General features: G+C 61.1%; 21 protein-coding genes. 12 read left to right on the forward strand and 9 right to left on the reverse strand.

Translation table 11 applies throughout. The features are described 5' to 3' along the window. Window positions 1-18 precede the first annotated feature (18 nt). Together ACOYXJ_RS19985 and ACOYXJ_RS19990 are read left to right on the forward strand one after the other, a co-directional pair. Window positions 19-918, forward strand: coding sequence for a LysR family transcriptional regulator (locus ACOYXJ_RS19985; protein ID WP_460371158.1), 900 nt, complete (start codon window positions 19-21; stop codon window positions 916-918). 92 nt (window positions 919-1,010) lie between these two features. Next, window positions 1,011-1,883 (forward strand): DUF2242 domain-containing protein, encoded by an 873-nt coding sequence (locus tag ACOYXJ_RS19990; protein ID WP_460371159.1) that lies wholly within the window; start codon window positions 1,011-1,013, stop codon window positions 1,881-1,883. A gap of 416 nt (window positions 1,884-2,299) precedes the next feature. Here the strand turns inward: ACOYXJ_RS19990 and ACOYXJ_RS19995 are convergent, their stop codons facing one another. Continuing rightward, on the reverse strand, window positions 2,300-3,340 hold the full coding sequence (locus ACOYXJ_RS19995; protein ID WP_150793567.1) for an AraC family transcriptional regulator: 1,041 nt from the start codon (window positions 3,338-3,340) through the stop codon (window positions 2,300-2,302). Window positions 3,341-3,343: 3 nt separating this feature from the next. Further along, window positions 3,344-4,474, reverse strand: coding sequence for a carbon-nitrogen hydrolase family protein (locus ACOYXJ_RS20000; RefSeq protein ID WP_150793568.1), 1,131 nt, complete (start codon window positions 4,472-4,474; stop codon window positions 3,344-3,346). A gap of 208 nt (window positions 4,475-4,682) precedes the next feature. On the opposite strand from ACOYXJ_RS20000, the gene ACOYXJ_RS20005 reads away from it, so the two are divergent. Both ACOYXJ_RS20005 and ACOYXJ_RS20010 read left to right on the forward strand, forming a co-directional pair. Continuing rightward, window positions 4,683-6,722, forward strand: coding sequence for a 2,4-dienoyl-CoA reductase FMN-binding domain-containing protein (locus ACOYXJ_RS20005; protein ID WP_460371160.1), 2,040 nt, complete (start codon window positions 4,683-4,685; stop codon window positions 6,720-6,722). Window positions 6,723-6,948: 226 nt separating this feature from the next. Further along, entirely contained in the window at window positions 6,949-7,875 is a 927-nt protein-coding gene (locus ACOYXJ_RS20010) for a 1-aminocyclopropane-1-carboxylate deaminase/D-cysteine desulfhydrase (protein ID WP_460371161.1), read from the forward strand. A gap of 3 nt (window positions 7,876-7,878) precedes the next feature. Here the strand turns inward: ACOYXJ_RS20010 and ACOYXJ_RS20015 are convergent, their stop codons facing one another. The 3 genes from ACOYXJ_RS20015 to ACOYXJ_RS20025 all read right to left on the reverse strand — a co-directional run bounded on the left by ACOYXJ_RS20015 (window position 7,879) and on the right by ACOYXJ_RS20025 (window position 10,697). After that, the gene (locus ACOYXJ_RS20015) at window positions 7,879-8,427 is read right to left on the reverse strand and encodes a cytochrome b (protein ID WP_460371162.1); all 549 of its coding nucleotides are present in this window, start codon (window positions 8,425-8,427) and stop codon (window positions 7,879-7,881) included. Between the two features lie 188 nt (window positions 8,428-8,615). Then, the gene (gene phnX / locus ACOYXJ_RS20020; protein WP_460371163.1) at window positions 8,616-9,443 is read right to left on the reverse strand and encodes a phosphonoacetaldehyde hydrolase; all 828 of its coding nucleotides are present in this window, start codon (window positions 9,441-9,443) and stop codon (window positions 8,616-8,618) included. A gap of 144 nt (window positions 9,444-9,587) precedes the next feature. Continuing rightward, window positions 9,588-10,697: a 2-aminoethylphosphonate--pyruvate transaminase gene (locus ACOYXJ_RS20025; RefSeq protein ID WP_460371164.1), complete on the reverse strand. Its 1,110-nt coding sequence runs from the start codon at window positions 10,695-10,697 to the stop codon at window positions 9,588-9,590. Between the two features lie 112 nt (window positions 10,698-10,809). Between ACOYXJ_RS20025 and ACOYXJ_RS20030 the strand changes: the two genes are divergently transcribed. Beyond that, entirely contained in the window at window positions 10,810-11,676 is an 867-nt protein-coding gene (locus tag ACOYXJ_RS20030; RefSeq protein WP_460371165.1) for a LysR substrate-binding domain-containing protein, read from the forward strand. A 119-nt stretch (window positions 11,677-11,795) separates the two neighbouring features. Here ACOYXJ_RS20030 and ACOYXJ_RS20035 read toward each other — a convergent pair whose 3' ends face one another. Beyond that, window positions 11,796-12,668: a LysR family transcriptional regulator gene (locus tag ACOYXJ_RS20035; RefSeq protein WP_460371166.1), complete on the reverse strand. Its 873-nt coding sequence runs from the start codon at window positions 12,666-12,668 to the stop codon at window positions 11,796-11,798. A 281-nt stretch (window positions 12,669-12,949) separates the two neighbouring features. Between ACOYXJ_RS20035 and ACOYXJ_RS20040 the strand changes: the two genes are divergently transcribed. Further along, window positions 12,950-14,275 carry an MFS transporter gene (locus ACOYXJ_RS20040; RefSeq protein WP_095118172.1) on the forward strand — a complete coding sequence of 442 codons (1,326 nt, stop codon included), beginning with the start codon at window positions 12,950-12,952 and terminating at the stop codon, window positions 14,273-14,275. A gap of 74 nt (window positions 14,276-14,349) precedes the next feature. Then, on the forward strand, window positions 14,350-15,741 hold the full coding sequence (locus ACOYXJ_RS20045) for an FAD-dependent oxidoreductase (RefSeq protein ID WP_460371167.1): 1,392 nt from the start codon (window positions 14,350-14,352) through the stop codon (window positions 15,739-15,741). 47 nt (window positions 15,742-15,788) lie between these two features. Here the strand turns inward: ACOYXJ_RS20045 and ACOYXJ_RS20050 are convergent, their stop codons facing one another. Then, window positions 15,789-17,192, reverse strand: coding sequence for a type VI secretion system Vgr family protein (locus ACOYXJ_RS20050; RefSeq protein WP_460371168.1), 1,404 nt, complete (start codon window positions 17,190-17,192; stop codon window positions 15,789-15,791). A gap of 219 nt (window positions 17,193-17,411) precedes the next feature. On the opposite strand from ACOYXJ_RS20050, the gene ACOYXJ_RS20055 reads away from it, so the two are divergent. Then, window positions 17,412-18,116: a YebC/PmpR family DNA-binding transcriptional regulator gene (locus tag ACOYXJ_RS20055; protein WP_007917279.1), complete on the forward strand. Its 705-nt coding sequence runs from the start codon at window positions 17,412-17,414 to the stop codon at window positions 18,114-18,116. Between the two features lie 112 nt (window positions 18,117-18,228). Here ACOYXJ_RS20055 and ACOYXJ_RS20060 read toward each other — a convergent pair whose 3' ends face one another. Beyond that, window positions 18,229-19,542 carry a leucine-rich repeat-containing protein kinase family protein gene (locus tag ACOYXJ_RS20060; RefSeq protein ID WP_460371169.1) on the reverse strand — a complete coding sequence of 438 codons (1,314 nt, stop codon included), beginning with the start codon at window positions 19,540-19,542 and terminating at the stop codon, window positions 18,229-18,231. A 215-nt stretch (window positions 19,543-19,757) separates the two neighbouring features. Continuing rightward, a complete protein-coding gene (gene zapE / locus ACOYXJ_RS20065; protein ID WP_460371170.1) occupies window positions 19,758-20,888 on the reverse strand; it encodes a cell division protein ZapE in 1,131 nt (376 codons plus the stop codon). Between the two features lie 305 nt (window positions 20,889-21,193). Between zapE and ACOYXJ_RS20070 the strand changes: the two genes are divergently transcribed. The 4 genes from ACOYXJ_RS20070 to ACOYXJ_RS20085 all read left to right on the forward strand — a co-directional run bounded on the left by ACOYXJ_RS20070 (window position 21,194) and on the right by ACOYXJ_RS20085 (window position 23,393). Beyond that, window positions 21,194-21,697: a Csu type fimbrial protein gene (locus tag ACOYXJ_RS20070; RefSeq protein WP_181429355.1), complete on the forward strand. Its 504-nt coding sequence runs from the start codon at window positions 21,194-21,196 to the stop codon at window positions 21,695-21,697. Window positions 21,698-21,797: 100 nt separating this feature from the next. Next, on the forward strand, window positions 21,798-22,331 hold the full coding sequence (locus ACOYXJ_RS20075) for a Csu type fimbrial protein (protein WP_034154701.1): 534 nt from the start codon (window positions 21,798-21,800) through the stop codon (window positions 22,329-22,331). 20 nt (window positions 22,332-22,351) lie between these two features. Beyond that, window positions 22,352-22,888 carry a Csu type fimbrial protein gene (locus ACOYXJ_RS20080; protein WP_034154702.1) on the forward strand — a complete coding sequence of 179 codons (537 nt, stop codon included), beginning with the start codon at window positions 22,352-22,354 and terminating at the stop codon, window positions 22,886-22,888. Between the two features lie 4 nt (window positions 22,889-22,892). Continuing rightward, a complete protein-coding gene (locus ACOYXJ_RS20085) occupies window positions 22,893-23,393 on the forward strand; it encodes a Csu type fimbrial protein (RefSeq protein ID WP_016983916.1) in 501 nt (166 codons plus the stop codon). Window positions 23,394-23,414: the final 21 nt, after the last annotated feature.

Genomic DNA, 23,414 nt, shown 5'->3' on the forward strand with positions numbered 1-23,414 from the left:
CAGCAATGGGAGGTTGGTATGGATAGCCTTGGCAGTATTTCGGTATTTGTTCAGGTCGCTGAGACGCGCAGTTTCACTGAGGCTGGCCGACTGCAAGGGGTGTCATCGTCGGCGGTGGGCAAAAGTATCGCGCGGCTGGAAGCGCGACTCGGCGTGCGGCTGTTTCAACGCACCACTCGCAGCGTTACGCTGACCAGTGAAGGCGCACTGTTTCTGGAGCGCTGTCGCAAGATTCTCGCGGAGGTCGAGGCGGCGGAGTTCGAGTTGTGCGATGCGGCTGCGAAACCCCATGGCAAGTTGCGCATCAGCCTGCCTCAGGTGCATGGACTGGTGATGCCGGTCATGAACGAGTTCATGGCGTTGTACCCGCAGATTGAACTGGATCTGGATTTGACCGATCGCATGGTTGATGTGGTTGAAGAAGGTTTCGACGCCGTAATCCGCACCGGTAAACCACGGGATTCGCGACTGATGGCGCGACCGTTGGGCGAGTTTCACATGGTGCTGGTGGCCAGCCCCGCTTATTTACAGCAGCGCGGTGTGCCGCAAACGCCCGGCGACCTGGCAACTCATGCGTGCCTTCGGCATACGTTTCATGCTACTGGCAAACTGGAAGCCTGGCCGTTGATTCGCGCGGAGGGCGCCGCCGAGCCGACGTTGCCGACTCGGCTGGTCAGTACGTCGATCGAGGCAGTGAGCCATGCCGTGCTGGCCGGTATGGGCATTGCCTGTCTACCGGATTTCATGACCTGCGAGGCCGAGGCGCAAGGCCGCTTGCAGCGGGTGCTCGACGCGCATCTGGAGCACACCGGGCAGTTCTGGGTGCTATGGCCATCGAGTCGCCACGCCACGGCGAAATTGCGCGTGTTCATCGATCACTTGGCGTTGCGACTTTTTCCCGCAACTGACGGTCGATAGAGTTGTAACTGCTTTAAGACACTAATCCATGCGCCGCGGGGGCGTGATCTGTTGCACAATACGCCCCGGACTGTTTTCTCTCAGGATGTTCAATGTTGATTTCCACTCCCATGCGTGTTGTCGGGTTGGCGCTGTTGTTGACCGCTGTTGCCGGCTGTTCGAAAGACAAGCCGATGTATGAGCATGAGAACTTCGATGACTCCGGCACGTTTTCGCGCAATTACCCGGTGACCGATTCGGTCAGTTGCGAAGCGGCCCGTCGTGCGTTGCTCAGTCAGGGTTACATCATCACCAGCAGTGACCCGAAACTGGTCAGTGGCCACAAGAGTTTCCAGCAAACCGGCGATACCCATATGGAGATCAGCTTCAACGTGGTCTGCGCCGATGACGGCAGCGCCGGGCACCATGCGACGATGTTTGCCAACGCCTTGCAGGATCGTTATGCGCTGAAGAAGACCAACAACTCGGCCAGTCTCGGCGTAGGCGTGTTGGGTTCGGTGTCGATGCCGATCGGCTCGTCCGACGATTCGATGGTCAAGGTCGCCAGCGAGACGGTGACGTCGCAGAAGTTCTATGAGCGCTTCTTCACATTGGTCGAGTTGTTCCTGCCGGCGGAAGAAAAGAAAGCTGCGCACATTGAAGAGAAGCCGAAGGCTGACCTCGGCGTGCCTGAGGCGAAGGCTGCTCCGGCAGCGCTGGCGCCAACGCCAACGCCAACGCCAACGCCTGCGTCAGCACCAGCACCCGCCGCAACCCCTGTGCCTGCAACGGAGCCGGCTCCCGCGCCTGCCGAGGCCGCGCCAATGACGTCGGAACCGGTTGCGCCACCCGCAGAGGCGGCGCCGATCACTCCGGCCCCGAGCGCAGAACCGGCACCGGCGACCGAAACCATCACGCCACCGGCCAACCCGGACATCCCTCCGCCCTCCGAGCCGATTCCGGCGATGCCAGCGTCCGGCCAATAACCGGCCTGACCCAATTTCCTGTGGGAGCGCGCCTGCTCGCGAAGACGGACTTTCAGTCACCTATGTGCTGAAGGGGCCGACGCCTTCGCGAGCAGGCTCGCTCCCACAGTGGTTTCTGATGCACTTAAAATCTCGTTACATTCCCCTGACAAAATTCCCGCGATAAATTCCTGACCACCTGCTACGTTTTATTCATGAAGGCCGGGTTTCACTTTTCCTTCACACGAGCACGTTAAGCTCGAGGCACTGGGCATTTGCTCAGGCCCATTCAAGAGAGCAGCAGGGGGATTACGCGATGGATGAATATCAAGAAGAGCTGCTCGAATACCAGGCCTTTGAACTGGACCAACCCGAGCCAGCCGAAGACGCCACCGAGCTTTAACTTGCAGCTTGAAGCTTGTAACTAGCAGCTGCTTTTATGCCGTTTTGCGGTGACTGCGGCGGAATTCGCCGGGCGTCTGACCGCTCCAGCGTTTGAAGGCTCGCTGGAATGCTTCGGCTGAAGCAAAACCCAGCAAGTAGGCGATTTCACCGAAGGCCAGTTCAGTATCGCGGATATACGTCATCGCCAGATCCCGGCGCGTGTCGTTGAGGATCGCGCGAAACTGCGTGCCTTCCTCGGCCAGTTTACGCCGCAAGGTCCAGGTAGGCAGCTTCAGGCGTGCCGCCACTTCTTCCAGGTCGGGTTCCCGGCCACCATTGAGCAAAGGCCCCAGTAGCTGAGTGATGCGTTCGCGCAGGCTGCGGGTTCGGGTCAATTGCTCCAGTTCCCGTTCACACAGTTGCAGCAGATGCCGCCAGGTACTCGGGCAATGCTCGGGATTACGCTGTGCGAGGCTGTCGAGGCTCAGGCGCAGTTGATTACGCTCTGCACCGAACTGGATCGGGCAATCGCCCAACACGCTATAGGCATCGCGGTAATCCGGTTCTTCGAATTCGATTTCGATACGTTCAGCGCGCAGCGGTTCGCGGCTGACGCTGGAGAGCTGATGCAGCCACCCGGCGATGATGGAGTCCACGACAAAACGGTTATAGGCGTTGTACGGGCTGATCGAATAGAAACGCAGCCACGCGCCATGGGCATCTTCGTGGAAGCTGGACTGGCCGCGATAGTTGGAACCGTACAACGCCTCGAAACGGATCAGGCAGCGCGCGGCCTCACGCACGGTCGGCGCTTGTGCGGCGGTGACGCCGGCCAGCCCGGCCTGACTCAGGCGACTGAGCTGGCCCATGCGCAAGCCCAGCGCCGAATCGCCGGTCAACTGAATCGCCGCGTGGCCCAGGCGCATATAGCGCGGAATCGACAAACGCGCCCCGGCCTCGGCCAGTCGCGCGGGGTCCAGACCATATTGCTCGAGCAACGGCTGTGGATCGGCTGCATGACTGCGCACGGCATCGGCGAGGCTGTGCACAAAGCCCACCGACAGATCCCCAAGGCGCATCGGCAGCGGCTTCATGGTTTACAACCAGATGTTCAGCAAGCGCGCGCCACGGGCCTCGCCATCGGCAAACTGCTGACCGTTGCTGCTGAGGAAACTCTGGCCGGAACTGGCCTTGTCCCAGAACTGCCCACGCAGGAAAACGCTCATGCCGGCAATCGCTCGACTGCTCGGCGGTTGTGCAGTAAGGGTCAGCCGATGCCAGGCCTGGCCTTCGGTGAGTTCGCCGGGTTTGAGGCTGACCGAGCTCGGGGTGTTGGAACTCTTGTAGCCGCGCCAAGGCAGGTTCCAGGCACGATGACCGAGTACTTGCGCGGGCACCGCGACCAATTGCGCGCCTTGCTCGTCGAGTTTGCGGTAGTTATCCGGATACCAGCTGTCGCTGCCAATCAGCACGCCGAGGCGTCCGGCCGGAGTATCGACGACATTGAGCAAGTGTTTGTCTGCGCCTTCGATCACTTCTCGCTGATCGAACACCGGGTGCATCTGCCGTTGCGGCTGGCCAAGCGGCACGCCATCACGACTGAACACCACACTGCTATTGAACAACGCGCCGCTGCCGGCTTTGAGCTGGCCGTCGCGGATGCTCGGTTCTGGCAGCACGATCGAGCCGGCCACCAGCGTCACATGAAACTCCTTGGCCAGACCACCGAACAGCGCCTGATAGTCCTTGGCCATGGCCTTGGATTTCATGCGCAGGTACGCATCGTTGAGACGGTCTTTGCCGTGGGCGCTGAGCCAGGCGCGGGCGAACAATAACGGATTGCTCGCCGCCAGCCAGTTCATTGCTTCGGCGAGGGTCGGGGCCTGATACAACTCGTCTTTCTCGCCGCTGAGCAGCAGCCAGGTGCCGACGTTCTCCGGCAACACCACGACGGTTTTGTCGTTCAACAAGCCTTGATCCTGCGCTTGCTGAAGGTAGGCCGCCAGTTTACGACGCAGGCGCTCGGGGCTCTGGTAGTCCGTGGGAAACAATTCGGGCTGGATACCAAGCAGATTGCCACGGTCGGCGGGCGTGCCCTGGTCGACCGCCAGCTTGATACGCAGGTCCGACAAGTAATGTCCCGTCGGCCGATCCGCCGCCCACATGGCGTAGGTGGTCAGAGCGGCGACAATGGCCATGGAAAAGAACAGATACAAAAGTTTGCGCATGTAAACCAACAACTACCGGGTACAGGGTATGGCGACTAGGGTAGGGCCCATGGACCGGGTTGCCAAGGGGCGCTGCGCATTTGGATCAATAAGTTGTCAGTTACGGTCATTGAGTGACAGCGATGCGACTCTTAGTCTGACGAACATGACTGACGGGAGCCGCAGAGCCCCCGCAACTTTTCCGTGATTGCTCGTTGTGGAGTTACCGATGACCGCCGCTCATTACCCGCACCTGTTGGCCCCGCTGGACCTGGGATTCACCACGCTGCGCAACCGCACCCTGATGGGTTCGATGCACACCGGCCTGGAAGAAAAACCGGGCGGTTTCGAGCGCATGGCGGCGTACTTCGCTGAGCGTGCGCGCGGCGGTGTTGGCCTGATGGTCACCGGCGGTATTGGCCCGAACGACGAGGGCGGCGTGTATTCCGGCGCGGCCAAGCTGACCACCGAAGAAGAAGCGCTCAAGCACCGCATCGTCACCCGCGCGGTGCATGAGGCGGGCGGCAAGATCTGCATGCAGATCCTCCACGCCGGGCGTTATGCCTACAGCCCGAAACAAGTCGCGCCGAGTGCGATCCAGGCGCCGATCAACCCGTTCAAGCCTAAAGAGCTGGACGAAGAAGGCATCGAGAAGCAGATCAGCGATTTCGTCACCTGTTCGGTGCTGGCGCAGACCGCCGAGTACGACGGCGTCGAAATCATGGGCTCGGAAGGTTATTTCATTAATCAGTTCCTCGCCGCGCACACCAACCACCGCACCGACCGTTGGGGCGGCAGCTACGAAAACCGCATGCGCCTGCCGGTGGAAATCGTTCGCCGTGTCCGCGAAGCCGTCGGCCCGAACTTCATCATCATTTTCCGTCTGTCGATGCTCGATCTGGTCGAGGGCGGCAGCACCTGGGATGAGATCGTCACCCTGGCCAAAGCCATCGAGCAGGCCGGCGCGACCATCATCAACACCGGCATCGGCTGGCACGAAGCGCGGATCCCGACCATCGCCACCAAAGTGCCGCGTGCGGCATTCAGCAAGGTTACGGCCAAGCTGCGTGGATCGGTGAAGATCCCGCTGATCACTACTAACCGCATCAATACCCCGGAAATCGCCGAGCAGATTCTCGCCGAAGGTGATGCCGACATGGTCTCGATGGCGCGGCCGTTCCTCGCCGATCCGGACTTCGTCAACAAGGCCGCCGAAGGCCGCGCCGACGAAATCAACACCTGCATCGGCTGCAACCAGGCGTGCCTCGATCACACCTTCGGCGGCAAGTTGACCAGTTGCCTGGTCAACCCGCGTGCCTGCCACGAGACCGAACTGAACTACCTGCCCGTGCAGCAGATCAAGAAGATTGCGGTGGTTGGCGCCGGCCCTGCCGGGTTGTCCGCTGCGACCGTGGCCGCCGAGCGTGGCCATCAGGTGACGTTGTTCGATTCGGCCAGTGAAATCGGCGGCCAGTTCAACATCGCCAAGCGCGTGCCGGGCAAGGAAGAGTTCTTTGAAACCCTGCGTTACTTCAAGCGCAAGCTGCAGACCACGAATGTCGAGGTGTGCCTGAACACCCGCGTCGATGTGGCGAAACTGGTTGAAGGCGGTTACGACGAAATCATCCTCGCCACCGGCATTGCGCCGCGTCTGCCGGCGATTCCGGGTGTCGAGAATGCCAAGGTGCTGAGCTACATCGACGTGATCCTTGAGCGCAAACCGGTGGGTAAACGCGTAGCGGTGATTGGCGCCGGCGGTATCGGTTTCGATGTGTCGGAATTTCTCGTTCACCAAGGCGTGGCCACCAGTCAGGATCGCGCCGCGTTCTGGAAAGAGTGGGGCATTGATACCAAACTGGAGGCTCGCGGTGGCGTGGCGGGTATCAAAGCCGCTCCGCATGCACCGGCCCGTCAGGTGTTCCTGTTGCAGCGCAAGAAAACCAAGGTCGGCGATGGGCTGGGTAAAACCACTGGCTGGATTCACCGCACCGGTCTGAAGAACAAACAGGTGCAAATGCTCAACAGCGTTGAATACCTGAGCATCGACGACCAAGGCCTGCACATCCGCATCGGTGAAACCGGCGAGCCGCAAGTGCTGGCGGTGGACAACATTGTGATTTGTGCAGGGCAGGATCCGCTGCGCGAACTGCATGATGGTTTGGTTGAAGCGGGGCAGAATGTGCACCTGATCGGTGGTGCCGATGTCGCGGCCGAGCTGGATGCCAAGCGTGCGATCAACCAGGGCTCGCGCCTCGCCGCTGAGCTCTAAGCAACGCTGCTTGACCTGTGGGAGCGAGCCTGCTCGCGAAAGCGAAGTGTCAGCCAATAGACCTGTCGACTGACACGACGCCTTCGCGAGCAGGCTCGCTCCCACAGGGTTTGTGTTGTTCACAGATGCAGTGAACACCATCGAACAAATGTAGGAGTGAGCCTGCTCGCGATGGCTGCTTGTGAGCGACTAGAATGCGAGCTCTGTCCAGATCGAATCGCCCCCCATGCTTTTGCCTCCCTCCGATTGGCTACCCCAAGCCCCTCTCGAACACCTTCACCTCGACTGGCTGAAAACCGCCGGTATTGAAGTCGCGATCCTGCGCCTCGACCAGATCGACCCACTGATCAGCGGCAACAAGTGGTTCAAACTCTTCGAACACCTCAAAGCCGCCGATCGCGCGGGTGCCGAAGGCATTATCAGTCTCGGTGGGGCTCACTCTAATCATCTGCATGCGTTGGCGGCGGCGGGAAAACGGCTGGGGTTCAAAACCGTGGGCCTGTTGCGCGGGCACGCGCAGGAAACTCCGACGGTGCTGGATCTGCAGGCGTTCGGCATGCAATTGCATTGGATGGGTTACGGCGGCTATCGCGCACGCAATGAACCGGGATTCTGGGAGCCTTGGCGCGCGCAGTATCCGCAGTTGTATGCGGTGCCCGAGGGTGGTGGCGGTTTATCGGGGGCGCTCGGTTGTGCCGCGATCAAGGAACAGGCGCAAGCGCAATTGGCCACGCTCGGCTGGAGCGATTACCACGGATGGTGGCTGGCTTGCGGCACCGGCACGACACTCGCCGGGCTGGTCCTCGCCGAGGCCGGCGCGCATCCGGTCTATGGCGCGCTCGCAGTACCTGAAGATCACGGCGTGGCGCCGCAGGTCGAGGCGATTGTTCAGTCAACTGGTCAGGGCGCCGGTGGATATGAACTGATCGACGCCAGCCGCGGCGGTTTTGCCAAGGTCGATCCGGCGTTGCTTGAGTTCATCGAACAAACCGAGCAGGCCAGCGGCATACTTCTGGAGCCTTTGTACACCGGCAAGGCGTTGCTGGCGCTCAAACAGCAAGTCGAGGCGGGCAGGTTCGCAGCAGGCATACGGCTGATCTTCATTCATACCGGAGGTTTGCAGGGGCGGCGCGGGTTTATCGCCAGCCCCTGACGCTCAACCGCGCTTGGGCATCATCCGCAGCAGGGTGTTATCGCGCACCACATAATGGTGATAGATCCCCGCCAGCGCATGCAGGCCGATCAGCCAGTAGCCGATCGTGGCAATGAGCACATGCCAGTACTCGACCTGTTTGGCAAACTCCTTGTTCTCCGCGACCAGCAGCGGCAGATCAAAGCCATAGAACATCACCTGATGCCCTTCGGCGCTGGTGATCAGCCAGCCCAGAATCGGCATGCTGATCATGAACAGGTACAACGCCCAGTGCATCAGCCGCGCCAGCACGGTTTGCCATTGCGGCGAGGCGGGGAAGATTTTCGGCGCCGGGCCAATGCTGCGCGCGAGCAGGCGAAACCACACCAGCACAAACACGGTCAGGCCGAGCATGTAGTGCACTTCGCGGATCAGCGTGCGCCCGCCACTGCCTTTGGGAAAGAGACCGCGCAACTCCATGCTGGCGTAAACCAGCACCAACAGGACCAGCATCAGCCAGTGCAACAGGACCGAGACGGTGCTGTAGCGCGATTCGGAACTTGTCCACGGCATACGGTGTTTCCTCACAGATCAGGGTCAAAACGGCCGTTCTTGGGCGACGGCATGCTTTAACTGTAATCCGCTTTGGCGGATTTGCCTGAGGCTGATCGGAGTTTCAATACGTTGAATCAGGGCTTTGCCAAAAAAAACGCCAGCGTCGTGCAGACGCTGGCGTTTTCGTTTGCAGCCAGCGCCAGGAATCAGCTCGATTGCGGCATCTCACCGTTGGCCAGGCGCTTGTTGATGTCAGCGATGACTTCCGGCAGATCGGTGATGGTGTCGATCATGTAATGCGGGCGCGAGTCTTCGAACAGCGCGTGAATGCGCTTGCGTTCGCTGGCCAGTTCATCGCTGCCCAAGGCGCGGAATCCGGCGTAATCCAGACCCAGTGCATTGCCCGAGCAGATCAGCGCCACGGTCCACATTCCAGCGCGGCGGCCTTCGAGAATGCCCGGCACGGTGTCATCGATCTTCACGCACGCCGCGACATCGTCGATGCCCAGCGCGATCACGTTGGCCAAGGCCTGGGCCGGCCACGGACGGCCATTTGGCACTTCGTCGGTGGCAACCACATGATCGGCGATGTAACCGTTGGTGGCAGCCAGTTCGACGACCTTGTCCATCACTTGCTTCGGGTAGCCGGAGCAGGAACCGATCTTGATCCCTTGCTGACGCAGATTGGCAATGGTCTCCAGCGCGCCGGGAATCAGCGCCGAGTGCTCGGCGATCTTCTCGATCTGCAGCGGCATGAAGCGGTTGTAGATCGCCGTCACGTCGTCATCGCTTGGCGTGCGGCCGAACGCCTTGCGATAACGTTCGGCCACTTGCGGCTGATCGCAAAGGGTGCGGATGTGGTCCCACTTGCCCATGCCCATCGGGCCACGGGCTTCTTCGATGGAGACCTGCACGTCGAACTCGGCGAAGGCTTCGACGAAAATCTGCGTCGGCGCGAAAGAGCCGAAATCGACCACGGTGCCGGCCCAGTCGAGGATCGCGGCTTGCAGCTTGGTTGGGTTTGCGTAGTTCATGTTGATCAAATTCCTGAGTTGGCAATGCAATTCAAACTGTAGGAGTGAGCCTGCTCGCGATAGCGGTTGATCATTCAACATCTTCGTCGACTGGCACGGCCTCATCGCGAGCAGGCTCACTCCTACAGGGGATTGGTGGTGTTCTTAGATTTCGAGGACTTCCATCTCGCGCAGCACTTCGCCGACCGCCGCTACGGCCTGGCGCATTTCGTCCGGGCTGACATGGCCGATGCAGCCGACACGGAAGGTTTCGACCTGAGTGAGCTTGCCCGGATAAAGGATGTAACCCTTGGCCTTGACCCGCTCGTAGAAATCCTTGAACTGATAGCGCGGATCTTGCGGCGCATGGAACGTGGCAATGATCGGCGCCTGAATCGCCGCCGGCAGGAAACTGCGCAAACCGAGCTTGCCCATCTCGTCCATCAGTGCCTGACAGTTGGCGGCATAGCGCGCATGCCGCGCCGGCAGGCCACCTTCTTCGTTGTATTGCAGCAACGCTTCGTGCAGCGCCGCGACCACGTGGGTCGGCGGAGTGAAGCGCCATTGCCCGGTTTTCATCATGTAGGCGTGCTGGTCGTACAGGTCCATCGCCAGCGAATGCGAGTTGCCGGAAGCGGCGGCCAGCGCCTCTTTGCGAGCGAAGACAAAACCCATCCCCGGTACGCCTTCCAGGCATTTGCCGGAGGCGGCGATCAGTGCGTCGAACGGCACTTTCTGTGCGTCCACCGGCAGTGCGCCGAAGGAACTCATGGCATCGATGATCAGGCGTTTACCGTGTTGTTCGACGACCTGGGCAATCTCCGCCAGCGGATTGAGAATGCCGGTGCTGGTTTCGCAATGAATCAGCGCTACGTGGGTGATGTCGCTGTCGGCGCGCAACAAACGGTCGACATCGGCGGCGGTGGTCGGCTCATCTTCGGCGGTTTCGAAGGTACTGAAAGAGCGGCCGAGCACTTCGCAAATCTTGGCCAGACGCTTGCCGTAGGCACCGTTGATCAGCACCAGCACTTTGCCGTCACGCGGCACCAAAGTGCCGATGGCCGCTTCGACGGCGAAGGTGCCGCTGCCCTGCAATGGCACGCAGTGGTGAGTGGCGGCGCCGTTGAGGATCGCCAGCAGTTGTTCGCAGAGGCTGGCGGTCAGTTGATTGAAGCGGTCATCCCATGACCCCCAGTCGACCAGCATCGCCTGGCGGGTGCGGGCCGAAGTGGTCAACGGGCCGGGAGTGAGCAGGATGGGTTCGGCGATACTCATTCGTGTGTCCTCGGATAGCGCTGTGGGATGAAGCTACGGGGCATACGTTGCAATTCGCCGTTGCATCAATCAAATTGTTTGTTGTTATGCCAGCCATCAGCGAGAGTTATTCATGAACCTGTTTCAGCTCCGCGCTTTCGACGCCGTGGCCCGTGAAGGCAGCTTCACCCGCGCCGCTGCGCGCTTGTTTATCAGCCAGCCGGCAGTCACCGGGCATATCAAGGCGCTGGAAGAGCACTATCAGATCACCCTGTTGCGGCGCACCGCGCGACGGGTGGAACTGACCGAGGAGGGCACCAGACTCGCGGCGATTACCCGCGCAATGTTTGGCCTCGCAGAAGAGGCGCAGACCATGCTGGAAGCCAACCGGCAGCTGTTGACGGGGCGGCTGGAAGTGGCGGCGGACGGGCCGCACATGGTCATGCCGATGCTCGCCAGCCTGCGTGCACGCTATCCGGGGATCACGGTGAATCTGCGCTTGGGCAATGCTCAGGAAACCCTCGCGGCGTTGTTGTCGGAACACGCCGATGTGGCGGTGTTGACCGAAGTCGAGCCGCGCAAAGGCCTGCATCTGCAAGCGCTGAGCGAATCACGGATTTGCGCGTTGGTGCCGGCAGGGCATCCGTGGGCGATGCGCTCCGGGGAAGTGAAACTCAAAGAACTGGATCAGGTGATCATGGTGCTGCGCGAACCGAGTTCGATCACCCGGCGTACGTTTGATCAGGCCTGTGCGCAGGCATCGATCCATCCGCGGGTGTTATTGGAACTTGATAGTCGAGAGGCGGTGACCGAAGCGGTGGCGGCCGAGTTGGGTGTTGGCGTGGTGTCGTCGGTGGAGGTCAGTCATGACCCGAGGGTGGTGGCGATTCCGATTGTCGGCGAGGGGCTGGTCAATCGGCACATGATCGGCTGCATGGAGCGGCGCCGGGAGTTGCGCTTGATTCAGGCGTTCTTTGGTCTGGCGCCAGCCGCCCCGTGATCGTTCTCACGCTCTGCGTGGGAATGCAGCCCGGGACGCTCTGCGTCCCATCCAAAGCCGAACGCGGAGCGACCGTTGAGGCATTCCCACGCAGAGCGTGGGAACGATCAGGGAACTGTTCACGCAAGGCTGTCGCGAACCATATCGAGGAAGGTCGCCACCACCCGTCGATTGCTCTGCTCACGCAAACACACCAGCGTCTCCGTCAGCCGTCGCGTGCAGTCGACAATCGGCAACGCACACACCCGCGAATCCGCACCAAACTCCGCCGCCGAAACAACGCCGACACCAATCCCGACCACCACCGCCTCACGCGCTGCTTCCCGGCCTTCCACCTGAATCGCCGGGCGAATGCGAAACCCCGCCCGCGCCATTTCCTCTTCCAGCGTTTGCCGGGTCACCGAACCGTGTTCACGCAGCACCAGTGGCGTGTCATCCAGGTCTGCCAGGCAGATCGATTCACGCTCGGCCCACGGATGATTGCGCGAAACGAACGCTACCATCGGATCGTTGCGCAGCGGCACACAGAGCAAGCGCTCATCGCTGACATCCCGCCCGAGCAACGCCAAGTCGGCCTGATAGTTGAACAGGCGAAACAGCGATTCATCGGTGTTGCCGGTCTCGATCTTTACGCTGATTCCCGGATAGCGCTCACAGAACCGCGCGATCTGCGGCAGCACGTGCACCGGCGCATCCACCGCCAGAATCAGGCTGCCGGTCTGCAGGGCCTGGGATTCCTGCAGCAATTCCTGCGCTTCGGCTTCAATCACAAACAGGCGCTGGGTGATCGCCAGCAAGCGCTCGCCCAAGTCGGTCAGGCGCACGGAACGTTTATTGCGGTGAAACAGCAAAACGCCGAAACGCTCTTCGAGTTTGCGCACTTGGTCGGATATCGCCGGTTGCGTGAGAAAAAGGCGCCCGGCGGCTTTGGTGAAGCTTCCATGCACGGCCACGGCGTGGAAGGCTTTGAGTTGGGCGTGGGACATCGACATGAAGTCACCTGATCGTTTAGTCAGTAACAAGCTGAGCTTATGTGTGAAATACGATAAATCGATTTTATTTATTAAACAGTAATTGCTTTGATCGGCTCACGCCATCGCTGACTGCCCGCTCGGGCAGCACGGTCGCCATGAGCCTGTGCATGCAACAGCAGGACTCATCTGACCGATATCGCCGTAGGGACGGGGTGATATCGCAGTGCTCAACAATAAAAACACAGGCGTTTTGCTTAACGATTCTGCCGGCACACTCACACCCTGAGGTCAGAACCACCATGAACAAGCACATCGGCACCATTGCGCGTTGGCGCGTGCAGATTTTCGCGATTACCTGGCTTGCTTACGCCGCTTTCTACTTCACCCGCAAAGCGTTTTCGGTGGCCAAACTGGGCATCGCCGAAGACCCGACCTTCATGCTCGACAAGATGGCCATGGCCAACCTCGATGCGATTTATCTGGCGGCTTATGCCCTCGGCCAGTTCACCTGGGGCATGCTCGCCGACCGCTTTGGTCCTCGGGTCGTGGTGCTTGGTGGTCTACTGATTTCCGCGGCAGCGGCGCTAGTGATGGGCAGTTACGCCACGTTGCCGATCTTCGCCACCTGCATGTTGATTCAGGGCTTGGCGCAGTCCACCGGATGGTCGGGATTGTGCAAAAACCTCGGTAGTTTTTTCCCCTCCCAACAACGCGGGCGAGTGCTCGGGTTATGGAGTTCCTGCTACGCCTTTGGTGGTCTGGTGGCGTCGCCGTTCGCCGGCTGGTGGGCGTACACCTTGATGGGCACCTGGCACGCGGCGTTCATTTCCAGTGCGGTGGTGGTCGCCGTCGTGGCGGTGTTGTTCTTTATCTTCCAGCGCAATAAACCGGAAGATGTCGGCTTGCCGGCGGTCGAGCCGGAGCCGGAACTGACGGCGGAAGAAACCGAGGCCAACAGCAAACTCAGTGTCTGGGAGCCGTTAAAGGAAATCCTCCGTAACCGCACGGTGCTGGTGCTGGGCCTGGCGTATTTCATGTTGAAACCGGCGCGTTACGCGATTCTGTTGTGGGGCCCGGTGATTGTCTTTGAACAGATGCCCAGTGTCGGCAAGGTTGGCGCGGCGATCATTCCCACTTCGTTTGAACTGGCCGGGTTGCTCGGGCCGATCCTGATCGGCCTGGCTTCGGACAAACTGTTCGGTGCCCGGCGCATGCCGGCCTGCGTGTTGAGCCTGCTGGCGCTGACCGTGACGCTGGCGCTGTTCATGGCTGCGTTGCAGAGCGGCAGTGTGTTGCTGGTGGTCGCGCTGCTGTTCGTCATGGGGCTGACCTTGTACGGGCCGGACTCGATGATCAGCGGTGCCGCCGCGATCGACTTCGGCAAAGCCAAGGCCGGCGCCACCGCTGCCGGTTTCGTCAACGGCTGCGGCTCGGTCGGTGCGGTACTTGGCGGTTTGCTGCCGGGTTACTTCGACTCGGTGACGGTGTTTATCGTCTTCGCCGGTTGCGCACTGTTCTCGGCGCTGGTGCTGATTCCGCACTGGAACAGCCGCCCGGTTGGCGTGATGGAACCGCGCGCCTCAATCCCCAATTGCCCGCTGACGATCAAACCGCTGCGCTCCTGAAACCCCTTGCCTCACGGCCTGCTGCGGTGCTCGCGGCAGGCTTTGTTGTGGCCTACTGACTGGAGAACCTTCCCATGAGACCGTTTTGGCTGGAGCAGGCCTTGCAGGCCGATACGTCTGAACCCTGCCCGCCGTTGCAGGGCGAGGTCCGCACCGATGTGTGCATTGTCGGCGGCGGCTACACCGGGTTGTGGACAGCAATCATGCTCAAGCGACAGAACCCTGAACTCGATGTGTTGCTGATCGAAGCGGACATCTGTGGCGCCGGAGCTAGTGGCCGTAATGGCGGATGTGCGTTGTCGTGGTCGGCGAAATATTTCACCCTTGAGCGCCTGTTTGGCGTCGAGGAAGCGGTGCGTCTGGTCAAGGAATCGGAACGCAGTATCCACGCGATCGGCGAGTTCTGTGAGCAGTACGGCGTCGATGCCGATTACCGTCTCGACGGCACGCTGTACACCGCGACCAACCGCGCGCAAGTCGGCTCGACCGATGCGGTGATTGCCGCACTGGAACGCAATGGCATCAACTCGTTCTCCCAGCGTCCGCTCGCCGATGTGCAGCGCATGGCCGGTTCGAGCAAGCATCTGGAAGGCTGGTTCTCGCCGGCAGCGGCCAGTGTGCAGCCGGGCAAACTGGTGCGTGGCTTGCGTCGGGTGGCATTGCAGTTGGGTGTGAAGATTCACGAAAACACGGCAATGACCGGGCTGGAAGAAGGGCGTCCCGCACGCCTGCAGACGCCGAACGGCAGCATCGTTGCCGATCGCGTGGTGCTGGCGATGAACGCGTGGATGGCCCGTGCTTTCCCGCAATTCGAGCGCAGCGTGGCGATTGTTTCCAGCGATATGTTGATCACCGAACCGCGCCCGGAGCTGTTGCAGGAGATCGGTTTGACCAGCGGCGTGACGGTGCTCGATTCGCGGATTTTCGTGCACTACTACCACAACACCCCCGACGGCCGGATCATGCTCGGCAAGGGTGGCAACACCTTCGCGTTTGGCGGGCGCATGCTGCCGGTGTTCGATCAGCCATCGCCTTATGCCGGCCTGCTGAAAAACAGCCTCGCCGACTTCTTCCCGGCGTTTGCCGATGTAAAAGTAGATGCCACCTGGAACGGCCCGTCGGATCGCTCGGTCACTGGCTTGCCGTTCTTCGGCCAGATGAGCAGCGCGGGCAATGTGTTTTACGGTTTCGGTTATTCGGGCAGCGGCGTCGGCCCGTGTCATATGGGCGGGCAGATTCTCGCGTCACTGGTGCAAGGCCTGGACAACCCGTGGACGCGCTCGCCGCTGGTCAACGGGCCGCTGGGTTATTTCCCGCCGGAGCCGATCCGTTACCTCGGCTCGTTGATGGTGCGCAATGCGATCCGCCGCAAGGAGCGCGCCGAGGATCACGGGCGGCGACCTCGGCATCTCGACGTGCGCCTGGCGAAATTCGCCGCAGCGGCCGGCAAGGCTGACAAAGGTTAATGCACTGCTGCACAGGCAGGAACTGCGGCAGCTCCTGCCGATCGGGGCTAATGGGCGTCGCTATTGAGCAGCCAGTCGAGCAATAAGCTGCTGTCGCGGGCGCGCGGTGACTCGCGGGGCGGGGGCTTGCGTGAGTTGCCCAAGCACAGAATGGGCCGATCCGGATCGCTGTCGAGAAAGCTCACCCACACTTCGCTGCCGACACAGGGTAACTCCTCAGGGATGATTCGCCCGTTGGCCCTGGTCATGGCGATGGGCAGCCATATCGCATCGGCATTGGCATCGTCATTGGGTGCTGAATCCGCTGGCCACAACCTGACGGCGACGCGCCCCTGGTCGTCGAGTCTTGCCGGTTGTCCCTCGACACCAAGTACGTTCGCCAAGTGATACCCGGCGATGCTCGGGCGCTGTTGTTTAAGCGGCGGGCGAAAGTCTGTCGACCACGGTTGGGCAGTGAAATCGTTGTGATAGCGGTGTACCGTCGGCGTCGGGTCAAGAATCGAGGGGTGTTGACCCTGATGGCTAATGGCAGTGATCCGCCATTGTTCGTTGAAGCTGTTGATCGGATGTTCGCTGACTTGCAGCAAATGTCCGCTAAGCAACCCGATACGGTCGCTGCGGCCATTGACCGAACGAAGGTGGCAGCGTTGTCGTTCCAAGTGCCGTCGACTGCGTTGTTCGCTGTGGCGTTGTTCCAGAGAAAGCACCGGCGGCCGGGCCATTGATCGGCTTTGATTGGCAGCGTCCTCGTCGATGGTCCGCTGCCCCCGATTGCGTACCGTGGGCAGTGTCGTCATGGGGGCGGCGTGGTGATGCTGGAATAGCGCGCTGACGCAGGGTGAGCGCGCTTGCTGATCATCCATGAACGGCACCAGGGCCGGTTCTTGCGGCAAACTCAGGCTGTCATCGGCGAAAACCACGACGTGACCGTCCGCGCGGTGTTCGAAGTGATAGTGGATACCTTCTTCCTCGCAGAGCCTGTGCAGCAGTGCCAGATCGCTTTCCTCGAACTGGATGCAGAACGGCCGCACCGGATAGCACCCCACGGTCATTTCAATCCGGTAGCCCTCGGCGGGCAGAGCATTTTCCGCGAGCAACTGCTGGAGAATCTGCGGCACGCTCTGTTGCACGAACACCCGACGCCTGCTCGGCTGTGCCAACCGTTGCAGCGACGGCACTATCATCAGGCGATAGCCGATGCGATGGGTACCGCAATGTTCACAACTGGCGCTGTGGATGATCCCGTGAATCCCGTGATGGTCGTCCAGGCGCAGGAATACCGGTTGCTGCAACAGTGTACCCGGCGCCACGGCGGGGGCCAGACCGATAAGTTCGATGTCGAACCGGTACGGCTGGTTGAGCGCTTCCTCGCCGCGAAAGCGCAACACCGGCAGGCATAAACCGCTATTGGTCAGGGTCAGGGTAAACGGACTTTCCTTGTCATTGAGCATTCGAACAGGCTCTGTCAGGCAATACGGGTTTAAGAGGGTACGAAACCCCAGCGCCGAAAGGTCATGTCAAAGGGTGTTTTCAGAATCGCCCTACAAGGTCTGGTGAAGATGTCGATTCCACATTGTTTTTTTGGTCGATTGCCGACTTTAGGCCGTATAAACTTGCCGGCACGCGTCGGCCAATAGATGTCTCGGCGCCACAGATCAAGAGAGTGAGTAATGGGCGCACAGTGGAAGGTTAAACACAAAGAAGCGGCAGCCAACGCCAAGGGCAAGATCTTCGGCAAACTGGTGAAGGAAATCACCATCGCTGCCCGCAACGGTGCCGATACCACCACCAACGCACACCTGCGTCTGGTGGTCGAACAGGCCAAGAAAGCCTCGATGCCAAAAGAAACCCTGGATCGCGCGATCAAGAAAGGCGCCGGTCTGCTGGGTGAAACCGTGCAATACCATCGCGTGACCTACGAAGGCTTCGCCCCGCACCAGGTGCCGCTGATCGTCGAGTGCGTGACCGACAACATCAACCGTACTGTCGCGGAAATCCGCGTGGCCTTCCGCAAGGGCCAACTGGGCGCTTCCGGCTCGGTGGCCTGGGACTTCAACCACGTCGGCATGATCGAAGCCTCGCCGGACACTCCGGACGCCGATCCGGAAATGGCCGCGATCGAAGCCGGTGCTCAGGATTTCGAGCCGGGCGAAGAGGGCGCGACGCTGTTCCTGACCGATCCTACTGATCTCGATGCGGTGCAGAAAGCGCTGCCAGAGCAAGGCTTCACCGTGCTGTCGGCCAAGCTCGGCTACCAACCGAAGAACCCGGTCAGCGGTTTGAGCGACGAGCAGATGGCTGAGGTTGAAGCGTTCCTTGAAGGCCTCGACAACCATGATGACGTGCAGGACATGTTTGTCGGCCTGGCGGGCTGATCGACTTCGTCAGTGATGGCCTCATCGCGAGCAGGCTCACTCCCACACTGGATCTGTGGCGTTCACAAATCCCCTGTAGGAGCGAGCCTGCTCGCGATTGACCGCGCAGCGGTCACAGATTCTCAAGTTGCCGAATGACTTCGTCAAACCCCGGCCGCGCCAGCACCTCCGCCTGACAGCAACGCCGCTCCAGCTCCTCAAGCACCGCACGCCGCTCATCACTCAACCCCGAGTCGATGCGCGCCAGCAATTCCCCCAGCAAAATCCCGAACGCACGCACTTCGATGCGTTGCAACGCGCGAGTTTCCGCTGTATCGGCAATGGCGTGGAACGACGCACCACCAAAATCCCCGAGCAGGCAATCGCCGCGCTCATTCAACAGAATGTTGTGCGCGTAGAGATCGCCGTGGGTGATGCCTTGCTGGTGCAAGTGATCGGCTGCCGAAGCGATGCCTTTGGCAATGTTCAGCGCGACCTCGGCAGTGAACCGGCAATCATCGGCGTAAACATCTCGTGAGCAAGACGCCAGGCTCGGCAGACCGGCGAGGTTGCCGAACGACGGGTCGATCAACTGCATCACCAAGCCTTGCTGGCCGTCGGGATGGCCAATGATGCGCCCTTCGACCCGGATCAGATTGGGATGCAGGCCGGCGCTGATACAGGCATTCATTTCGTGCAGCGGCGAACCGTCGCTGGTCATTTCACCTTTGTACAGCTTCACCGCGACCGGTGTCACTGAGCCATCGTCGCGTTGCCAGTTCGCCCGGGAAATCACCCCCGAGGCACCTTCGCCCAAACGCTGTTCCAGACGCAGCGCCGACCAGGAGATTTGTGGTGTCGCTTCCAGCGCGGCGGCGTCCGCCTCGGTCTCCAGCGGGTTACCGGCGTAGGCCAGCCAGGTCAGGCTCGGCAGGTTGAGCAGCCACTGCGGCAGTTCGCTCAGGCGGTTGGCAGAGATGCGCAGCAGCTCCAGGCGATGGCAGTTGCTCAGGGAGGGCGGCAGCGTTTGCAGACGGTTGCCGGACAGCATGAGTTTTTGCAGGGCAGGGCGATCACCGAGTTCGCTCGGCAGGTTCTCGATGCAGTTGTCTGTCAGGATCAGCCAGCGCAACGCTGGTGGCAGAGCGTTGCCGGGTACGTTGACGATGCGGTTGGCCTTGAAGCCGATCATCGTCAGGGCAGCGCACTGGCCGAGGCAGGCCGGCAGTTCGGTGAACGGGTTGTCGGAGCAGAACAGCACGCGCAGGCGTGTCAGACGGTGCAAGTCATCCGGCAGGCTACTCAATTGGTTGCCGCTGAGGTTGAGGATTTCCAGGGTATCGGCCAGATCGAAAATCTCGCGCGGGAACTCGGTCAGTCCGCAGGACAGATCCAGTCGCGTAATGCCCGACAACTCGCCGGCGCGTAATTGAGCAAGGGTGTGCATGTTGGTGTTCGCTATTGATCAGGGGCGCGCCGCTGGGGCACTGAGGATGGGCGACATGATAACGGCAATACCCGGATTTGAAATTGGATAGGTGGCGAAACTTCAGATGCCTTTTGTGGGAGCGAGCTTGCTCGCGAAAGCGGAGTGTCGTCTGCTTATGTGTTGACTGACACCCCGCCTTCGCGAGCAGGCTCGCTCCCACATGAGCTGTGTGGTCAGTCGTCGTTGTGCATCTCTTGCAATTGCCCCAAGCGGCTGCGGGTGCGCGCCAGGTCAATGGCGTGGCCGTCCAGGCTTTCACGCAAGGGCCGCCGGCCGAGTAGCGTCAGATGTTTGTCCTGGTCGTACAGCACGTCGATCAGATTGATGAAGCGCTGTTGCGCGGCAATCGAGCATTCCCCCAGCTCTGGTAGATCATCAATGATCCAGCGATCGAAACGTCGGCACAGCTCCAGATAGTCCATGACCGCCGTTGGCTGTTCACACAGATCGCTGAAGGTAAAACCAACACGCCGCTCTTCACACAATCGAGCCTGAAACTGCCGGCTGCCGACGGATAACCGAATGGCTGGCGTATCGGCCGGCGGCAGCTCCAGAGCGGTGCGTTGCGCTGGCGTGGCCGGCCACACGTAATGCCCCTGAGTGAAGATCTGATGTGCAGAGTGGCGCGCCTGACTGCGGTAATCGTGCGGACCACCGACTTCCATCACCTGCATGCGCGTATTGATCAGTTCGATCACCGGTTTGAAGCGCGCGTGATAGAGCGGATTGGGCAGCAGCCCTTCCGGCGCATAGTTGGAGGTCACCAACAGCAGAATTCGCCGTTTGAACAGTGCCTTGAACAGCCGGGTGATGAGCATGGCATCGCCGATGTCATGCACATGAAACTCGTCGAAACACAGCACCCGACAATCCTCCAGCAGTTCGTCGAGGGTCACTTCGAGAGCATCGTCCTGCTCGCGATGGCTGAACATGCCCTGATGCAATTGCGCGAAAAACTGATGGAAATGCAGGCGCCGTTTCTGGGTGATCGGCAAGGCCTGAAAAAAGCCATCGAGCAACCAGCTCTTGCCGCGTCCGACGGCGCCGAACAGATAGAGACTCGGCGCGGTTCGGTTGCTGGCGCCAAACAGCAGACTGGCCTGCTGCGCCATGCAATCAATGACGCGCTGCTGGCTGTGGCTGAGGGTGTAACCCTGACCGCCGGCCTTGTGCCGGAAGTAATCGCGGATCGACTGGGCGCTGGCGTCATGCCCGGCACCGGCCGGCAAACCCTTGCCCAACCAGCGGCGCAACGCCGGCCAGCGCTGGATCAATCGCGATCGTTTCGGCGGGTGGACAGGCACTGTGGGCGTCTCCGTGTTCGTCAAGACCGGCTCCCGGGAGCGCGGCGACACAGTGTAACCAGGCGCCGGGTTGGCCAGCCACCACAGCGGATCGACAGTGGGCGGTAATTGAACAAATTTGTGCGGCACGTACAGCTATTTTTAGCGACAAGGCTCTACCTGTTGCCAACCTTTCGAAACATATCCCGGGCGATCCCTGGATCCAATCGACTGGCGGAATCGTCGACCGTTGCTAACCTCAATCACAGAAACGACGTCGCAAGTGATCACTGACAAGGAACGGCGCAGTGAATGTACATGTGGTCATGGGCCTGCTGGGGGCACTCGTTGCGCCTGTTCATGCGGCAGATCTTCAGGTTGAAGTGCGCGTCGATGTGCAGCGCGGCTGCCAGTTGGTCGGCCAGCAGCGTAACGCCGGCATCGAGCAACTGGGTGTGCTCGACTTCGGCAGCACCGCACGCCTCGATGACCCCGCCGGGCCATTGGCCGCCGCGTTGACCAATCAACGCCTGCCACGCCTGGAATGCAATCCGGACACGCCGTACCAGATGCGCGTCGACGGTGGCTTGCATGGCGGTGTCGGTGAGGTCCGCTATATGGCCGCTTCGACGGGCAGCAAACCGATTCCGTACCGCTTGTATCAGGACGCGGCGCGACGGCTGCCGCTGGTGGTGGATGTGCCGGTCAGCGGACGGGTGCCGGACAGCGGCACAGTGGAGCTGCCACTGTACGCGCGGATCGAGCGATTGGCCGAAGTGCCGCGAGTCGGGCGTTATTCGGATCTGGTCAAGGTAACGGTCACCTGGTGATCGCGATGGCAACAGGCACCGGTGGACGCGGGTGCACAAGGAAGGCGTTCAATGATGAGCGCGGTGATTGAGTCAGCGTAAAGGAGCAGGGACGGTCGCGATGACAGGAAAACACTGGATGGTGGTGGCGGCAGGTACGCTGGCATTGCTCGCAGACGAGGCGCAAGCGGCGGTCAGTGGGCAGATCAATGCGCGGCTGATCCTGATTGCCGGCTGCGAAGTCACCAACACCAGTACTCCCGACAGCCCGGTCAGTGCCCTCGGCACCCTCGATTTCGGCCTTCAGGGGCCCACCTGGAACGCACCGATCAAGGCCAGTCTCGACGGTGACAGCAGCGGCAAGCTCAACGTCGCCTGCAACCCCTCGGTCACCGGTTTCACCGTCACCATCGACGGCGGCACCCACGGTGACGGCAATACCCGGCGCCTGAGCAACGGCCGCCAGACTCTTCCCTATCAGCTGTTCGTCGATCCCTCCGGCGCCCGGAGCTACAGCATCGGCCAGCAACACAATTTCGCTGTCACCAGCGCTGCGCAGATACCCATTCCGGTATTTGGCTCGGTGGTGGCGAATACCCGTGCGGTACCGGCAGGTGTCTATACCGACACGCTGACGGTGACGCTCGACTGGTAACCCCGTAGAGGACGGACACCATGCGTACGTTTGCATCAAGGATAGGTTTGTCGTTGCTTGGCCTGGCGCTGGTTTCCAGTGCCAATGCCGCCACCACGGTCACCGGCCAGATCACCTCCAGCCTGATACTGATCAGCAGTTGTCAGGTCAACGGTGCGGGCGGTTCCACCGGGCTGAACTTCGGTGCGTTGAACTTCGGCACCGCCAACAGCCTGTTCACCACGGCCACCGGGCAAGTGTTGGGCGGTGGTGGCGGGGCGCTGTCGATTCTCTGCTCCAGCGGCACCACGCCGACGGTCAAGGTGCGCGCCGGTTCACATGACGGCATGTCGCCGGGCGGCACCCGAGCGTTGTACGACGGGGTGGCCAATTACGTGCCGTACGACTTGTACACCGATGCCGGGCACTCGCAACTGCTGGCGATCGACGGGACGATCAATCTCGCCGCCAGCACCGGTGTCGCGCAGACGGTGAACATCTACGGTCAGGCGGTGGGCAAGGCCGGTTTGCCGGCGGGGACGTACACCGACACCGTCGCTGTTGAACTGACGTTCTGATGCCATGCGCCGCCATGGCTGTGCCGCGCTGCTCCTGCTCTGTGCGGGCAGTGCACCGCTGCCGCTGACCGCAGCGACGAGCCAGAGCTTTCAGGTCAGTGCCACGGTCACTGCCGGGTGTCTGGTGGTGGGCGGGGTGTCGAATTATGGCGGGCTGAACTTCGGTTCACGTTCGGCGCTGGCCACCGGCACCGTGCAGGTCGCGCTGACCGGCGGGGTGCAATTGCAATGCACGCCGGGGGTGACGCTGAACATGAGCGTTGATGGCGGCCAGTACAACAGCAGTGGCCGGCACATGCAGGTCAACAGCGGCAGTGCGCGGGTGGCGTATGCGCTGTTTCGCGATGCGGCGTACAGCCAGAGCCTGGGCATTGGCCAGAGCGTGGCGGTGGCCTACAGCGATGCGAACAACATCAGCCTGCCGATTTACGGTCAGGTGCAATTGCCGGGCAATCAGCCTGGGGGGACGTACAGCGACGTGTTGCAGGTGCAACTGTCGTGGTAAGGCGAAGTTGAATGGCCGACA

It is taken from the genome of Pseudomonas sp. Tul2A7, from assembly GCF_054790505.1.

Excerpts from the sequence above, each read along its gene's own strand:
- ACOYXJ_RS19985 (WP_460371158.1), top strand. The coding sequence starts at position 19 with ATGGATAGCCTTGGCAGTATTTCGGTATTTGTTCAGGTCGCTGAGACG.
- ACOYXJ_RS19990 (WP_460371159.1), top strand. The coding sequence starts at position 1,011 with ATGTTGATTTCCACTCCCATGCGTGTTGTCGGGTTGGCGCTGTTGTTG.
- ACOYXJ_RS19995 (WP_150793567.1), bottom strand. The coding sequence starts at position 3,340 with ATGAAGCCGCTGCCGATGCGCCTTGGGGATCTGTCGGTGGGCTTTGTG.
- ACOYXJ_RS20000 (WP_150793568.1), bottom strand. The coding sequence starts at position 4,474 with ATGCGCAAACTTTTGTATCTGTTCTTTTCCATGGCCATTGTCGCCGCT.
- ACOYXJ_RS20005 (WP_460371160.1), top strand. The coding sequence starts at position 4,683 with ATGACCGCCGCTCATTACCCGCACCTGTTGGCCCCGCTGGACCTGGGA.
- ACOYXJ_RS20010 (WP_460371161.1), top strand. The coding sequence starts at position 6,949 with ATGCTTTTGCCTCCCTCCGATTGGCTACCCCAAGCCCCTCTCGAACAC.
- ACOYXJ_RS20015 (WP_460371162.1), bottom strand. The coding sequence starts at position 8,427 with ATGCCGTGGACAAGTTCCGAATCGCGCTACAGCACCGTCTCGGTCCTG.
- phnX (WP_460371163.1), bottom strand. The coding sequence starts at position 9,443 with ATGAACTACGCAAACCCAACCAAGCTGCAAGCCGCGATCCTCGACTGG.
- ACOYXJ_RS20025 (WP_460371164.1), bottom strand. The coding sequence starts at position 10,697 with ATGAGTATCGCCGAACCCATCCTGCTCACTCCCGGCCCGTTGACCACT.
- ACOYXJ_RS20030 (WP_460371165.1), top strand. The coding sequence starts at position 10,810 with ATGAACCTGTTTCAGCTCCGCGCTTTCGACGCCGTGGCCCGTGAAGGC.
- ACOYXJ_RS20035 (WP_460371166.1), bottom strand. The coding sequence starts at position 12,668 with ATGTCGATGTCCCACGCCCAACTCAAAGCCTTCCACGCCGTGGCCGTG.
- ACOYXJ_RS20040 (WP_095118172.1), top strand. The coding sequence starts at position 12,950 with ATGAACAAGCACATCGGCACCATTGCGCGTTGGCGCGTGCAGATTTTC.
- ACOYXJ_RS20045 (WP_460371167.1), top strand. The coding sequence starts at position 14,350 with ATGAGACCGTTTTGGCTGGAGCAGGCCTTGCAGGCCGATACGTCTGAA.
- ACOYXJ_RS20050 (WP_460371168.1), bottom strand. The coding sequence starts at position 17,192 with ATGCTCAATGACAAGGAAAGTCCGTTTACCCTGACCCTGACCAATAGC.
- ACOYXJ_RS20055 (WP_007917279.1), top strand. The coding sequence starts at position 17,412 with ATGGGCGCACAGTGGAAGGTTAAACACAAAGAAGCGGCAGCCAACGCC.
- ACOYXJ_RS20060 (WP_460371169.1), bottom strand. The coding sequence starts at position 19,542 with ATGCACACCCTTGCTCAATTACGCGCCGGCGAGTTGTCGGGCATTACG.
- ACOYXJ_RS20070 (WP_181429355.1), top strand. The coding sequence starts at position 21,194 with ATGGGCCTGCTGGGGGCACTCGTTGCGCCTGTTCATGCGGCAGATCTT.
- ACOYXJ_RS20075 (WP_034154701.1), top strand. The coding sequence starts at position 21,798 with ATGACAGGAAAACACTGGATGGTGGTGGCGGCAGGTACGCTGGCATTG.
- ACOYXJ_RS20080 (WP_034154702.1), top strand. The coding sequence starts at position 22,352 with ATGCGTACGTTTGCATCAAGGATAGGTTTGTCGTTGCTTGGCCTGGCG.
- ACOYXJ_RS20085 (WP_016983916.1), top strand. The coding sequence starts at position 22,893 with ATGCGCCGCCATGGCTGTGCCGCGCTGCTCCTGCTCTGTGCGGGCAGT.